Genomic DNA, 14423 nt, shown 5'->3' with positions numbered 1-14423 from the left:
AAAGGCAAGGGAATAGTCACGTTGGGTACGCTTAGTGTTTGAAGTCATTACTTTTTCCTTTTAAGGGCGGAAAAAGTGTCAACGCTATTTAGGACGGGTCAGTAAATACAAAAAAGCCCAGCTTATGCCGGGCTTAAATTGGAGGATAAACTCAAATTACTGGCGGTAACCAGGACCGTTGATTTCCAAGTTATTTGAAGAATAAGCTTGGTAGAATTCTAGGTTACGGTATTCTTTACTTTGCGCTTTAAACGGGTTGGCACGCATGTTTTGGTGACAGCCACCGTAGCGACGGTGTAGGGTTCCAAGCTCTTGCCACTTAGCACGGAATACTGGGAAATGCGTTGTGTGACCTAGGCTCGGTGAAAGTAGGTCGGCACGCGCATAACGGCCAGAGTTGTAAGTGTGGCATTTAGCACAAGAAAGCCCTAGCTGACCGCGCGGTTTAATGTACATCTCACGGCCGGCTTCATAAGCTTGTTTTGCACCTTCTGAATCAATTTTTACATTAACTTTTTGGCCGCGAGCTTGGAAAGCGAAGAATGCACTTAGCTTAGCCATATCACCTTTCTTGTATTTAAGAGGTTTTAGGCCGGCTTCTTCACGACATAAATTAATTGCCCATTCAAGTGTAACCACTTCTTGGGTTTTTTCGTCAAAATAAGGGTAGTGTCCACGAACGTTTGATGGATCATCACCAAAACATTTTTCGTAAACTGCTTGGTCCTGTTGATAGATTTCTTCACCTGCATCAACAGAATCTAAATACGGAGGGAACTCTTCTACTGCTTCCCATTGAGCGCGTTTGTCTGCGCTGTAAATATAGCCGCCATCCTTGTAATCGTCAAAAGCGATTTTAGGGCTTTTGGCTTTGAAAAAGTCGACAAGTTGTTGACGGTCTTTTTCCGGATCAATTGCAAATGCCGCAGGGCTTGTTGCAACCATAGACACACCTAAAGCGAGTGCACTAAGTAGAGTCTTCTTCATTTCAATCCTCCTATCCGAGAGCTTTATATATATTTTTTATTATTTTGTATTAATAGCCCCTGCAGATGCAGGGGCTTAAGCATCTAAACTAAATTATTTTAGTTTGATAACTTCTTCACCTTTATCACCGGTGTTGTCAGTCATGCTAACAGTAACTTCGTCACCAGCGTTAGCTTTAACTTTAACAGCCATGTAAGGGTTTGCAGAAACCGCACCAGACCACTGAGCGTTAACTGCAGGAGTACCGTTTACAGAAACAGTTACCATGTCGATGTACTTAGCTGGGTAAGGTTTACCAGTAGCTTTGTTCATACGAGCACCAGATTCCATTGGGTGTTTGATAAGCGCTTTGATTTCTGCAACGCCACCTTTAGATTTACCACGCATACGGATTTTGATAGCCATGTTATTTCCTTTTCGTAAATTCTTTTAAATCGTTAACTATATCTACTTAGCGTAGTGGATTAACCACCACAACCACCGATAGTTACTTTAACTTCTTGTTCAGCTTTAAGAAGTTTACCACCCGCGTTAACGATAGCGATAACGTTCATAGTTTCACCCATTTTGATACGAGTAGAAACGAAACCTACAGCGCCAGCAGCGAATGCATATTCGCAAACCATTGGCATTGGGTTTTTGCTAGCTAGGATAGAGATAGATTCAACACCGTCGATACCTGAAGCGTCAACTTCTACAGGAGTAACAGCACCGTTTTCCGCGATAGCTGGAGCTTTAAGCTTGATGTCGCCTGAAGCAGTTGCTGCAGAAGAACCGTAAACTGCTGATAGAGCGTCATCAGTAGTTTTTGCTGAGAAAGCACCTTTGTTCCAATCAGCAGCAAGAACAGTGCTAGGTGTAAGAAGACCAGCGTTAACAGCAACAGCTGCCGCACCAGTGGCTAGAGTACCTTTAAGGAAAGATCTACGTTTCATAAGGTTTATAACTCCCGGTTAAGGTTTAATAAAAATTTAGTGTGTTTACAGCGTGTAGATGTAGTCTACGATTTTGCGAATTTCATCATCAGTGATAATTCCGCTTTTACCGAATTCTGGCATCATGCTGTTAGGTACTTTTGTTGAATCATCAGTACCCCAAACTTTGTTGTAAAGCTTTTGCTTATCTGGGTAACGCATTTTCATTGCGATTAACGCCGGACCGATATTGCCTGGTTGCGCTCCATCACCTGCCATATGGCATGCTAGGCAGTTACCTTTAGAACGGCTAAAAGCAAGCTTTTTGCCCTCTTCAATATCAGAAGCAGCTGGTTTGTCAGCCGCTTGAACGCTAACTGGCGCTGTAATTACGGCACTTGAAATAGCCAAAGCAGTCAACAGTTGCTTCATTTTTGAATTCATTATTCTTCTCCTCCAAAAGTGTCTTTCGACGTCCCCATTATATGTTGGGTTTTTTTATTTAGAGCGCGTTTCCGCTCTTAGGGTTGTAAGCTTACTCAGTTCCTTTTTAAACGCAAGGATTTTGAATAAGTTTCCTATAGTATTATTTAATCAAGTTGTAATATTTTTTTATAGTGGTATGGGCGTCTTAGTCGGGCTTGGAAGGTTTACGAAGCTTATCTTCATGTTTTGCTTTAAAATAATTGATTTTCTGTGAGATTCCCTCCTGGTTTTGTTTGTTTAAGATTTCTGCTTGCTCGATAAAATGTTTTGCTCTTGCATAGTTGCCGATAGCGACTTGCGCTTGCGCTTGGTAGTAGTTAGCGGTTGCTTCTTGGTGATGACGTCGGGCAAACTGAGCTAAATAATTGTTAATCTGATAATGGTTATGCTCTTGTTGTAGCCCGTCTTGTAACCTTAGTTGGGCTTTTTCGCTTTCATTTTGCATTTCAAGGAGTTCGGCGTGTCGTACTCGAACGGCTAAATTAGTCGGCCATATGTCCTGTTGGTATTCAATTAGATTTCTCGCTTTAGCAAGATATTTATCTAAGGCCGGTTGATAATGCCTATCTGCAAACTGTTGCAGTCTTTCAATTAATAGGGTGCTGTATAGCGGTTGTAGTAAATCTTTTTGTGCTGCCTGTTGTAAGCACTGTAATTTGTCGGCACTTTTTTTAAATTTGTTTTGGCTCAGCTTTGCAGTTAACTGATTTAAATTGTCTAGATAGCAGCGTTCATCAGATGTCAGCTGTCGTTGGTCAACTTGGTCAAGTTTTTTGTCCAATGCTGCGACGCGCAATTTAATGAGCGTTAAATCATTCGGTTGCTTGCGTATCTTTAACGGTGGCATGACTTGCGCTCTATTTTCTGCTGCGGTTAAACGACTTAGAGTAACCGGGTGAGTTCTTAGAATTTCCGGTACTTGTAATGCGTTGAACTGACTCTCTTTCGCCAATTTACCAAAGAATGCGCCCATTGCATGAGGGTCATAACCGGCTTCGTACATGATTTGTATGCCGACGTTATCCGCTTCTTTTTCATGTTCACGCGAATTCTTTAATTGGTCTTGCATATTCATTCCCATGCCGCCCATTAAAGTTGCCATGCCTGCATTTGGGTCTACCATTCCTACAAGAATGGCGGCAATCAGTGTTGCAAAACTATTTAGGCTGCCTTGCGTACTGTTGTACTCATAAGTACGGGACAGGTGCTGTTGGGTTACATGTGCAATTTCGTGCGCAATGACCGAAGCCAATTCGTCGGCCTTATCGACTTTGGCAATCAACCCTGTATGAATGCCAATTACGCCATTTGGGCCGGCGAAAGCATTAATGCTGTCATTATTGATGACATAAAAGCTAAAGTCGCGTTTGTTGCCGCTATTACTGGCAATGTGATAGCTTAATTGGCGAATGTAATTCAGAATTTCCGGGTCTTGAACCAAATCGAATTGAGTGTGTAATGCTTGAGTAAAAGCGCGACCTAAGCTTTGCTCGGTTTGTAGATCATATTCGACTAAGTCCGGCGAGCCTAAATCCGGCAGGTTATCACTCGCATACAGTTGTCCGCATTGCAGGCTAAGAAAGCCTATGCTAAGCCAAGTTGTTAAAGAGCGTTTTTTTATTTTGTATCCCTGCTGGTTTCGATTTTTGTTTTGCATGGCGGCAAAATACCTTTATTTTAATTTGTTACCAGATGACTCAATTCGATTGGCCTCTGGTTTATAATTGCCACACTATAAATAATTGGCTTTAAGCTTGGCAACTTAAGAAGGGATTAAATTTCCGCTTGATTGCTACCTTTGCTTTTAGCTTGGATTTAGTTTAGTCAAACTCCTCTTGGAAAAACTAGCCATAAAAATGGATGAACAATGAATCGAGTCCTAAGATAATTGAGACAGTTTATTCAAGTTCCGTAAACCAAGAAGTTTGCTTCATGATTAACAAAAATTAGTTAATGCTAATATGTATAAACTTGATTGCACTGCACTGGCTTGCCCTATGCCAGTAATAAAACTTAAACAAGCTCTGCATCATCAGAGTTCTGAAATGCAATTCACTATTCTGTTAAAAGATAAAGGCGGTTTAAAAGATATTCCCGCTTTTTGTCAGCAACAAAGTTTGCTATGTGAGTTGGTTTCGGAGACGCCGGTAATTGAATTTCTTATTCAGCGCCAATAATTGTTAAAGGGCGGTAAACATGACTTCTGCAAAAGAGCCTAAACTAGGTCAGCTAAGTATTATTCATTCTAAAGGTACTTTAGATTGGGCTTATCCCACTTTTATTCTTGCCAGTACTGCCGCGGCGATGGATAAACAGGTCGAAATCTTTTTCACTTTTTATGGTTTGCAATGTGCTCTAAAAGAGACTAAGCATTTGCGAGTTTCTCCTGTAGGTAATCCGGCGATGAAAATGCAGAGTCCAATTGGGCCGGAATGGTTAAAGCAAATTGATCTGAATCGACATCTGCCACAATTACTTTGGCAGCTACCGGGGATGGAGCGTCTGGCAACTTGGGGTTTTAAGAAAACCATGTTGCAAAACGGGCAAGTGCCGTTGGCGGAATTACGTGAGCTTTGTCTTGAACTAGGGGTGCAGATGACCGCTTGTCAAATGAGTGTCGAGATGATGAACTTTCGTGAGGATGAATTCATTGACGGGATTGAATTTGCCGGTGCAGCTAGTTACTTTGCAGTCAGCCCTGAACAACAGGCATTGTTTATATAATGCATAAGCCACGAAATTGCCGTTTTCGGATAATTTAAAGTTGCTAGAATAGTTGCACGATTGCTTAGCACCTCTCCGGTGCATTAGAGGAAATAATAATAAGATGAAGAAACCATTTGAACGCGGAATTTATCTACTGCCGAATTTAATGACTACGGCAGCACTGTTCGCCGGCTTTTATGCGGTGATTGCCGGAATGCAAGGCTATTATGAACAGGGTGCAATCGCGATTTTTATTGCTATGGTTTTTGATGGATTGGACGGGCGCGTGGCGCGTATGACCAATTCTTCTAGTGCTTTTGGAGCTGAGTATGACAGCTTGGCTGATATGGTTTCATTTGGACTCGCTCCGGCACTCTTGGTGTACCAGTGGGCGTTACAGGATTTTGGTAAGCTGGGTTGGTTAGCTGCCTTTATCTATACTGCCGGCGCAGCCCTACGTTTAGCGCGCTTTAATACCCAAGTCGGAATTGCCGATAAGCGATATTTTCAAGGTTTGCCAAGTCCTGCCGCCGCGGCTCTTTTGGCGGGTTTGATTTGGATGGTGGAAAACGATGGTTTACAGAATGATTTACTGCCTATTTTGACGTTGGTGTTAACGATTTTTGCCGGTTTGATGATGGTTTCCAATATTCGCTTTAGTTCCTTTAAGGAACTTAATATCAAGAATAAGGTCTCGTTCGTTACTTTAATTTTAGGCGTACTTGTTTTGGTAGTGATCAGTATCAAGCCGGCGCTGATTCTGTTTACGATTCTGTTTTTGTATGCCTTGTCTGGACCAGTAGTAACCTTGACCAGTTTGCGTAAAACACGTGAATTGCGCCGACAGCATCGTGAACAATCCGAACACAATGCCAACAGTGCCGAAGCAGCCATGGATGAAGATACGACTGCTGAAGACAATAAAAAATCAGACAGCTAAGCGCTGTTGTAAAAGCTAATTTGTGAGAATTGTATGAAAGACCATCTAGTTATTTTTGATACCACGCTTCGAGACGGTGAGCAGAGTCCTGGTGCCTCGATGACGCGTGAAGAGAAAGTGCGCATCGCTAAACAGTTAGAAAAACTAAAAGTCGATGTTATTGAAGCAGGTTTTCCCGCGGCGTCAGTTGGTGATTTTGAATCGGTTCAAGCCGTCGCTAATGTAATTCAAGACAGTACGATCTGTGGTTTGGCGCGTGCGGTGGAAAACGATATTCGCCGGGCCGGTGAGGCGATTAAGCCCGCGAATTCCGGGCGAATCCATACCTTTATTGCTACCTCGCCAATTCATATGGAAAAGAAACTGCGCATGTCACCGGATGAAGTGGTTGAGCGTGCGGTCTGGGCGGTTAAGCTCGCGCGTCAATACACGGATAATGTCGAATTCTCGCCGGAAGATGCCGGGCGTTCCGATCCAGACTTTTTGTGTCGTGTTATTGAGGCGGCCATTGATGCCGGTGCTGGAACGATTAATATTCCTGATACGGTTGGCTATAACGTGCCGGAGCAGTTCGGCGCCTTGTTTAAGGATTTGCTGACGCGCATCCCAAATTCCGATAAAGCGATTTTTTCGGCGCACTGCCACAACGATTTAGGTTTGGCGGTTGCCAACTCGCTTGCAGCGGTGCAAAACGGTGCGCGTCAGGTCGAATGTACTATTAACGGTTTAGGTGAGCGTGCCGGTAATACCGCTCTGGAAGAAGTAGTAATGGCGGTAAAAACTCGCCAAGACGTATTTGACGTCGATACCCGAATTGTCACTCAAGAAATTGTGCCGGCATCTAAGTTAGTCGCCAATATCACCGGTTTTGCAGTGCAGCCGAACAAGGCGATTGTTGGTGCTAATGCTTTTGCACATGAGTCGGGTATTCACCAAGATGGTGTACTGAAGCATCGTGAAACTTACGAAATCATGCGTGCCGAAGATGTAGGCTGGAGCGCGAATAAGATGGTGCTTGGTAAACACTCCGGTCGCAATGCCTTTAAAACGCGTTTGGAAGAGTTGGGTATTAGCGTTGAGACCGAGCAAGAGTTGAATGAGCTGTTTGTTCGTTTTAAGAGCTTGGCTGATCGTAAGCATGAAATCTATGATGAAGATATTCAAGCCTTGGCGACCGACAATAACAATGAATCGGTAGAGAATGAAAGTTACAAACTGGTGTCGCTGAAAGTGTCGAGTGAGACTGGTGAATCTCCGGTGGCTAAGGTAACGCTTTGGATTGAAGGGCAAGAGCATACGGCTGAAGCCGAAGGCGGCGGGGTGGTTGATGCGACTTTTAAGGCGATTGAATCAATGGTGAGTTCCGGCGCGACCTTGGAATTGTATTCGGTGAGTAATGTGACCAATGGCACCGATGCGTTGGGGGAAACTTCGGTACGTATGGAAAAGGGCGGCCGTATTGTGAATGGTCAAGGCTCGTCGACCGACATTGTTATCGCTTCTGCTAAAGCGTATATCAATGCTTTGAATAAGTTGAAAGATTCGGCGGTTAAGGCGCATCCGCAAGCGGGGCTTTAATTGTCGGACTCAACGTCAAGCATCCATAAAATCAAGTTTTCTGGCGCTTTTTACCAAAATCTTGGGGTAACCCAATGGCAGATGCGTTCCGGTTTTTCTGTTGCGCAAGTACCTGCTTCTAAACCTATAGCCGTTAATGAGGAAGTTTTAGAGGCTTCCGAATCGGTAATGACCATGGGGGCAGAGCCGCAGCAAGTTGAATCGGTTTCTCAGCCGCAGGCAGTGCAAGCGGCCGCCGTGCCAAAAACAGTCGTGCAGACGGTTGAAAATCCGGTGGTAGTGATTGGTCACGGTTTGCAGGATTTCTGGCAAGATGATGAATCGCTTGAATGGCGGTTATGGTCAAATATTATGCAGGCCTTTAACTGGCATGAAGAACAGGTTTTATTTGTCGATTCCGCTTTACTGACTACGGAAGAGCAAGCTTTTGCTTCGGTTGAAGAAATCATTGGTATGGGGGCGGAGCGTCTATTGAGTATGGATGATGAACACCCGATTAATGAAATGCTTTCCGAAGGCGCAGAGATTATATCGGTGCCGGATTTCGATTTAATGCTTTCCGATCCTTACGCAAAAAAATCCTTCTATCAACAGGCTAGTACTTTGCATGCCTGAATCCTTGAAAATTGATTCTCGCTTTGCCCATTCAGAGCTGAGTTATCTTCGCACCATATTGCAATCGGATTTACCAGAGGTAATGAAGATTGAAAAATCTGCTTATCAATTTCCGTGGAGCCAAAAAGGTTTCGAGAACAGTTTAGATCAAGGTTTGAATTACCTGTTTTGCGATGTTGATGACCAAGTGCTCGGTTATTGCTGTTTGCTAACCGTGTTAGATGAAGCGCATTTGCTGAATTTTTGTATTCGCAGTGAATGCCAAGGGCAGGGTTTGGCCAAACTGGCTTTTTCCGAACTGAAAAAACATCTGCTAGATGCGAATTTTCAACTCATTTTGTTAGAGGTTAGAGAATCCAATCTACGTGCTAGAAAGTTGTATCAACAGCTCGGCTTTAATGAGGACGGGGTGCGTAAGAATTATTATGCGGCTGAGGATGGCAAAGAAGATGCCATCCTGATGTCATTGCTGTTAAGTAGCCGTTAGCCAGCTAAATTTATTATTTGCGTAGTTCGGCCGGAATGGTTTTTCCGATGACTTGTGCCATTTCTTTATACATTTTCGGGTTGGCCGCCATAATATTACCGCTTTCTAAAAAGTTTTCACCGCCAGCAAAATCGGTCGCTAGACCGCCGGCTTCTTTAATGATCAACGCACCAGCCGCAATGTCCCAAGGTTTTAAGTTTAGTTCCCAGAAGCCGTCGACGCGACCGCAAGCAACATAAGCCAAATCCAATGCGGCAGAGCCTGCGCGACGAATGCCGGCGGTGCTGGTCATAAAGGCTTTGAAACTTGCCAGATAAGCATCGATATAGCTGAAATCATGGTATGGGAAGCCGGTTGCTAACAGCGCATTATCCAGTGTTTTCTGGCCGCTGACGCGAATACGATGGTTGTTTAAGTAGGCGCCCGAACCTTTGGTTGCGGTGAACATCTCTTCAGCAATCGGATCGTAAATCACCGCGTGGGTAAGCTTGCCTTTTACCGTTACAGCAATCGATACTGCAAATTGCGGAAACTGGTGCAGGAAGTTGGTGGTGCCGTCTAGCGGATCGATAATCCATTCGACATCGCCGTTACCGTTTTGCACGCCACTCTCTTCAGCAATAATTTTGTGGTTACCGTGATATTTACGGATGGTTTTGATAATTGCTTGTTCGGCTTCGAAATCGCATTGGCTAACGTAGTCGTTACGGCCTTTTTGTTCGACGGTGATTTGGTCGAAGCGGTCTTGGTAAAAGCGAATGACATTGCCGGCGGCTTCTGCGGCTTCCTTGGCGATATTGAGTAGAGGGTGCATCTTGAATCCTTTAATATTGGTTGCAGGCGACTCGGCATGATTCTGCTTATTGAAAAGGTTACAATGAGCGCCTAGTAAAGTTGCTGCAAATTATAGCGAATAATAGGGTATCTAATTATGTTGATTGGATGATGCTCTCGATAAACTTGATGATGAAATAGAGAAAACGATGATTGAAGATTACCGCTTGGATCCAAAGCTTGCCAAAATTCGAATTGTGTTGGTGGAAACTTCTCACCCAGGCAATATAGGCGGTATCGCCCGTGCAATGAAAAATATGGGTCTGAGTCAGCTGGTTTTGGTTAATCCGAAAGAGTATCCTTCGCAAGTTGCTTCTGCTCGTGCTTCCAGTGCCGCCGATGTGTTAAATGATGCCAAGGTGGTTTCTTCTTTGGAAGAGGCTTTGCAAGGTGTGCAGTTGGCGTTTGGTGCCAGCGCTCGCCTGCGTAAAGTTTCTTGGCCGCAGTTGGATGTCCGTCAAACCGCTGAGTTAGCATTGCAGACGGTCGGTCAAGATGAAGATGCTGAGGTAGCCTTGGTGTTTGGACGAGAAGATTCAGGGCTGAGTAATGCCGAATTGGATTTATGTAATTATCTTTCGCATATTCCGAGTAACCCGACTTATAGTTCATTGAATATCAGTGCGGCGGTGCAGGTGTTCGCATATGAATGTTTGATGGCGACCGAAATAAAATCGGTTCACAGCAGTGGCTATCGTCATCAGTTAGCGACCAGCGATCAGCTGGAAGGTTTTTACGATCACCTTTTTCAAGCGTTGCAGGATGTTGAGTTTTTGGACCCATCTAAGAACGCGCGTTTTATGCGTCGTATGCGTCGTTTGTTTAACCGTGCGCAATTGGATGTTAAAGAGATTGATATTTTGCGCGGGGTCTTAAGTGCTACCCAGCGAAAAGTCGGCGTCTCAAACAAGGATAGTGATTAATGTTTAAACGACTACGTTCCGATATTAATTGCGTATTCGACCGTGATCCTGCTGCGCGCAATACTTTTGAGGTATTGACGACCTATCCTGGGTTACACGCGATTCTTTTGTATCGTATGGCGCATGCTTTGTGGAATTGGCGTCTCAAATGGTTCGCACGTTGGTTGTCAGGGCTGGCGCGTTGGTTGACCGGTATCGAGATTCATCCGGCAGCGAAAATCGGCGATCGCTTTTTTATCGACCATGGCATGGGCGTGGTGATTGGTGAAACCGCAGAAATCGGCAATGACTGTACTTTATATCATGGTGTGACGCTTGGCGGAACTTCATGGCTCCCGGGGAAGCGTCACCCTACATTGCGAGACGGGGTCGTGGTCGGTGCAGGAGCGAAGGTGCTCGGGCCGATTGAGATTGGTTCGCAGGCGCGTATCGGTTCGAATGCGGTGGTATTGAAATCAGTGGAAAGCGATCAAACGGTTGTCGGTATTCCTGGGCGAGTCGTGAATGCTAAAGGCGATGACGTTAAACGCCGTCGTGAAAAGATGGCTGAAAAAATTGGTTTCGATGCCTATGGTGTTAGTCAGGAAATGTCCGACCCGGTTGAAAAGGCCATTTATAGTTTGTTGGATCATATTCAAGGACAGGACGAAAAACTTGAGAAAATGGCGAAAGAGTTAGCACGTCTTGGTGGAGAGGAAATTGATATGAAATTGCCGAAGCTAGATGATGCCGTGCTTGATCCAGGTGATCCTGAACAAGCAGCCCACCTTAAAGCGAGACAAGAGGTTGAGGCGAAGACAGAATAACTTTTTATGGTTGTTTTTTACGTAAAAAGCACTGCTGGATTTTTTTAGTAGTGCTTTTTTTATTTGGAGAAATGGTATGTCTTCTATGCTCTACGTAAAACCCTGTGGATATTAATGTTTATGCATTGAGTAAAACTGCTTAAAAGTTTGCGAGCCTTTGCTGAAGCGGCCTGTGGACGTTTGAATATTGTTGTATATTTTGCAGGGTTATTGTACGATTCTGTTCGAAAATCCAGTTTTAAAGAAAATTTACTCCCACGGTCGGTAGTTGCCGATTAGATAGAAAAAACGGGAAAAGTTAAAAAAGGTATTTACAGAATGAAAATTACATCGAAAGGCCGTTATGCGGTGACTGCAATGATTGATATCGCGTTAAATCAGGAAAAAGGCGCGGTGACCTTATCATTGATTTCAGAGCGTCAAGGCATCTCGTTATCATACCTTGAACAACTTTTTGCCAAGCTAAAGCGTGCGCAATTGGTTTCGTCGGCACGAGGCCCAGGTGGGGGTTACCGTTTAAGCCGTCATGCTCGTGAGATTTCAGTGGGTCAAATCATTCATGCTGTGGATGAGATGATTGATGCCCGCAAATGCAAAGGGAAGCAAAATTGCCATGATGGTGAAGAATGCTTGTCGCATGAGCTATGGACTCAGTTGAGCGGGACAATTGATGATTTTCTGCAAGGTATTTCAATTCAATCGATTCTGGATCAGAAACAGTCTAATCTTGCTGAAGTGAAATTTGGTTAAGTCGATTTCTTCTATGTGATAAGGCTTTTGCTATAATTACTCTCTGATATGTTGATTGAGTTCGACAGAAGTCGAATTAGGAGAGAATTATGGCTGTCACCTTAACCGAATCTGCAGCGCAAAGAGTTAATACCATGATTGCTAAGCGTGGAAGTGGCATAGGTTTAAGAGTTTCTACCAAAGTCAGCGGTTGTGCAGGCTTTGCTTATGTTGTTGATTACGCAGATACTGTTGAAAGCGATGATCAAGTATTTGAAAGCCATGGCGTGAAAGTTGTGGTTGATTTCAAAAGTCTCGGTAATATCGATGGTATGGAAATTGATTATGTGCGTGAAAGCTTGCTGAACGAAGGGTTCGAATTCAATAACCCGAATGTAAAAGACAGTTGCGGATGTGGTGAGTCTTTTACCGTATAAAGTCGTTAGCTTTCTATCAAGAGCCTCAGCTTGGGGTCTGTTAAAAATTCATAATTAGGTTCTGCCACTGCCATTTTTGCGTCCAACAAGGCGGAAATCGTGAGAAATAGTCATTCTATTTAATCGACTTTTCAACACAGTTGGCGTGAAAATGGCGATGACCCTTCGGGTTGTGCTTAAAAATCCGACACTCTGCGTTATTCATCCCTTATTTAGATACTAAACTGCGATCAGAGCGCCTTGATTGTCGAATTTTTAAGCGACAACAGAATCAAGTATGAATTTTCAACAGACCCTAGTCTGGGGCTTTTGTTTTTGTCGATGTTTTATGCATGGCTTAGTAATCCCTGCTAAAATACTGCAAATCTAAAAAATTATGGTGAAGAACGTGGAACGTACCTTTTCAATTATTAAACCGGATGCGGTTAAGCGCGACCTAATCGGCGAAATTCTGAAGCGTCTTGAGAGCAACGGACTCAGTGTTGTTGCTTCTAAAATGTTGCGTTTAACTCGTGAGCAGGCGGAAGGTTTCTATGCTGAACATAAAGGCCGTGATTTCTATGAGCCATTAGTGGAATATATGATTTCTGCACCGATTGTGGTACAGGTTTTAGAAGGCGAAAATGCAATCGCTAAAAACCGTGAAGTTATGGGTGTGACTGACCCGGCAAAAGCAGCGCCGGGAACCATTCGTGCCGATTTCGCATTGTCGGTTCGCGAAAACTCTGCACATGGTTCGGATTCTCCAGAAAGTGCGGCGCGTGAAATAGCCTATTTCTTCACTGAAAATGAGATTTGCGGTCGCCACTGATGACTGAACAAAATGCCGTAACACAAACGACTGATTTAGGCTCAGAATCAAATTCTTCCACTCCGGTGCAGAAAGTTGATTTGCTTGGCATGGATCGCCAGGCAATGGAAGCGTTTTTTAAAAGCATTGGTGAGAAGCCGTTTCGCGCCGGTCAGGTAATGAAATGGATTCACCAGTTCGGGGTCAGTGATTTTGATGAAATGACCAACCTGAGCAAGGCACTGCGTGAGAACTTAAAAAGTGTTGCTACCGTGCGCACTCCGAAAATTGTTGCTGAACAATTGTCGGAAGATGGCACGATTAAATGGTTGCTGGAAGTCGATAACAAAAATTCCATAGAAACGGTTTTTATCCCTGAAAAAAACCGTGGCACCTTGTGTATTAGTTCTCAAGTGGGTTGTGCGTTGGATTGCAGTTTCTGCTCGACGGGTAAACAAGGCTTTAACCGTAACTTAGAGAATTGGGAAATCATCGCTCAGATGTGGGTGGCGAATAAAGCGCTTGGTTGCCTTCCGAAGGAAGAACGCCGAATTACTAATGTCGTGTTTATGGGCATGGGTGAGCCGCTTTTAAATGTCAAACATACTTTTCCGGCAGCACGTATTTTGATGGATGATTTTGCTTATGGTCTATCGAAGCGCCGTGTCACAATAAGTACTGCGGGTGTAGTGCCGGCGATTGATATGATTAAAGCTGAAGTTGATGTCTCGTTAGCGATTTCCCTACATGCTCCAAATAACGAACTGCGTAATATTCTGGTGCCGATCAATGAAAAGTATCCGCTAGAATTATTGATGCCGAGTCTGCATCGCTTTGTTGAAGGCGGTCACAGCAAAAAACACGTCACTGTAGAATATGTGATGATCGATCACATCAATGATCGCATTGAGCATGCTCATCAGTTAGTTGAGTTACTTGGTGACTTGCCTTGTAAGGTTAATCTGATTCCGTTTAACCCTTTCCCAAATACTGATTACAAACGTTCATCGAATAACGCCATTCACCGTTTCCGTGATGTTTTGGAAAATGGTGGTTTGAATGTGACGGTGCGCAAAACTCGTGGTGATGATATTGATGCTGCTTGCGGTCAGTTGGCAGGTAAGGTTAAGGATCGTACTAAGAGAACCTTGCACCACGTGGAAATGAATTTAAAACAGAAAACGAATTAAC

At 44.0% G+C, this 14423-nt stretch carries 18 protein-coding genes; 12 read left to right on the top strand and 6 right to left on the bottom strand.

Features of this window, described 5'->3' with window-relative positions; all coding sequences use genetic code 11:
* Positions 1–156: 156 nt before the first annotated feature.
* The 5 genes from soxA to J3998_RS09160 all read right to left on the bottom strand — a co-directional run bounded on the left by soxA (position 157) and on the right by J3998_RS09160 (position 4044).
* On the bottom strand, positions 157–987 hold the full coding sequence (gene soxA / locus J3998_RS09180; RefSeq protein WP_208150361.1) for a sulfur oxidation c-type cytochrome SoxA: 831 nt from the start codon (positions 985–987) through the stop codon (positions 157–159).
* Positions 988–1080: 93 nt separating this feature from the next.
* Complete coding sequence (gene soxZ, locus J3998_RS09175; RefSeq protein WP_208150360.1) at positions 1081–1392, bottom strand: thiosulfate oxidation carrier complex protein SoxZ; 312 nt, start codon at positions 1390–1392, stop codon at positions 1081–1083.
* 59 nt (positions 1393–1451) lie between these two features.
* The gene (gene soxY / locus J3998_RS09170) at positions 1452–1922 is read right to left on the bottom strand and encodes a thiosulfate oxidation carrier protein SoxY (protein ID WP_208150359.1); all 471 of its coding nucleotides are present in this window, start codon (positions 1920–1922) and stop codon (positions 1452–1454) included.
* 45 nt (positions 1923–1967) lie between these two features.
* The gene (gene soxX / locus J3998_RS09165; protein WP_243750679.1) at positions 1968–2345 is read right to left on the bottom strand and encodes a sulfur oxidation c-type cytochrome SoxX; all 378 of its coding nucleotides are present in this window, start codon (positions 2343–2345) and stop codon (positions 1968–1970) included.
* Between the two features lie 187 nt (positions 2346–2532).
* Positions 2533–4044 carry a M48 family metalloprotease gene (locus tag J3998_RS09160; protein ID WP_208150358.1) on the bottom strand — a complete coding sequence of 504 codons (1512 nt, stop codon included), beginning with the start codon at positions 4042–4044 and terminating at the stop codon, positions 2533–2535.
* Between the two features lie 304 nt (positions 4045–4348).
* Here J3998_RS09160 and J3998_RS09155 point away from each other — a divergent pair, with 304 nt between their 5' ends.
* The 6 genes from J3998_RS09155 to rimI all read left to right on the top strand — a co-directional run bounded on the left by J3998_RS09155 (position 4349) and on the right by rimI (position 8713).
* Entirely contained in the window at positions 4349–4564 is a 216-nt protein-coding gene (locus J3998_RS09155) for a sulfurtransferase TusA family protein (protein ID WP_279576268.1), read from the top strand.
* Positions 4565–4583: 19 nt separating this feature from the next.
* Entirely contained in the window at positions 4584–5111 is a 528-nt protein-coding gene (locus J3998_RS09150) for a DsrE/DsrF/DrsH-like family protein (RefSeq protein ID WP_208150356.1), read from the top strand.
* A gap of 103 nt (positions 5112–5214) precedes the next feature.
* Positions 5215–6033, top strand: a complete 819-nt coding sequence (gene pssA / locus J3998_RS09145; RefSeq protein WP_208150355.1) for a CDP-diacylglycerol--serine O-phosphatidyltransferase — start codon at positions 5215–5217, stop codon at positions 6031–6033.
* Between the two features lie 33 nt (positions 6034–6066).
* Positions 6067–7611 carry a 2-isopropylmalate synthase gene (locus tag J3998_RS09140; protein WP_208150354.1) on the top strand — a complete coding sequence of 515 codons (1545 nt, stop codon included), beginning with the start codon at positions 6067–6069 and terminating at the stop codon, positions 7609–7611.
* The gene (locus J3998_RS09135) at positions 7612–8226 is read left to right on the top strand and encodes a hypothetical protein (protein WP_208150353.1); all 615 of its coding nucleotides are present in this window, start codon (positions 7612–7614) and stop codon (positions 8224–8226) included.
* Positions 8219–8713, top strand: coding sequence for a ribosomal protein S18-alanine N-acetyltransferase (rimI, locus tag J3998_RS09130; protein WP_243750678.1), 495 nt, complete (start codon positions 8219–8221; stop codon positions 8711–8713). The genes J3998_RS09135 and rimI overlap by 8 nt, the downstream gene beginning before the upstream one ends.
* A gap of 13 nt (positions 8714–8726) precedes the next feature.
* Here the strand turns inward: rimI and J3998_RS09125 are convergent, their stop codons facing one another.
* Positions 8727–9527: an inositol monophosphatase family protein gene (locus J3998_RS09125; protein ID WP_208150352.1), complete on the bottom strand. Its 801-nt coding sequence runs from the start codon at positions 9525–9527 to the stop codon at positions 8727–8729.
* A 169-nt stretch (positions 9528–9696) separates the two neighbouring features.
* Here J3998_RS09125 and J3998_RS09120 point away from each other — a divergent pair, with 169 nt between their 5' ends.
* The 6 genes from J3998_RS09120 (at position 9697) to rlmN (ending at position 14422) form a co-directional block, all read left to right on the top strand.
* On the top strand, positions 9697–10470 hold the full coding sequence (locus tag J3998_RS09120; protein WP_208150351.1) for an RNA methyltransferase: 774 nt from the start codon (positions 9697–9699) through the stop codon (positions 10468–10470).
* Positions 10470–11276, top strand: a complete 807-nt coding sequence (gene cysE / locus J3998_RS09115) for a serine O-acetyltransferase (protein ID WP_208150350.1) — start codon at positions 10470–10472, stop codon at positions 11274–11276. Before J3998_RS09120 ends, cysE begins: the two co-directional genes overlap by 1 nt.
* Before the next feature lie 318 nt (positions 11277–11594).
* Entirely contained in the window at positions 11595–12026 is a 432-nt protein-coding gene (locus tag J3998_RS09110) for an Rrf2 family transcriptional regulator (RefSeq protein WP_208150349.1), read from the top strand.
* An 89-nt stretch (positions 12027–12115) separates the two neighbouring features.
* Entirely contained in the window at positions 12116–12442 is a 327-nt protein-coding gene (locus tag J3998_RS09105) for a HesB/IscA family protein (protein ID WP_208150348.1), read from the top strand.
* Between the two features lie 376 nt (positions 12443–12818).
* Positions 12819–13253 carry a nucleoside-diphosphate kinase gene (ndk, locus tag J3998_RS09100; protein ID WP_208150347.1) on the top strand — a complete coding sequence of 145 codons (435 nt, stop codon included), beginning with the start codon at positions 12819–12821 and terminating at the stop codon, positions 13251–13253.
* Positions 13253–14422, top strand: a complete 1170-nt coding sequence (rlmN, locus tag J3998_RS09095) for a dual-specificity RNA methyltransferase RlmN (RefSeq protein ID WP_279576267.1) — start codon at positions 13253–13255, stop codon at positions 14420–14422. The genes ndk and rlmN overlap by 1 nt, the downstream gene beginning before the upstream one ends.
* The last annotated feature ends 1 nt before the right edge of the window (position 14423 follow it).

The sequence above is a fragment of the Thiomicrorhabdus marina genome, assembly GCF_017571465.1.
Lineage (GTDB): Bacteria > Pseudomonadota > Gammaproteobacteria > Thiomicrospirales > Thiomicrospiraceae > Thiomicrorhabdus > Thiomicrorhabdus marina.
This window is presented reverse-complemented; position numbering and strand designations above follow the sequence as displayed.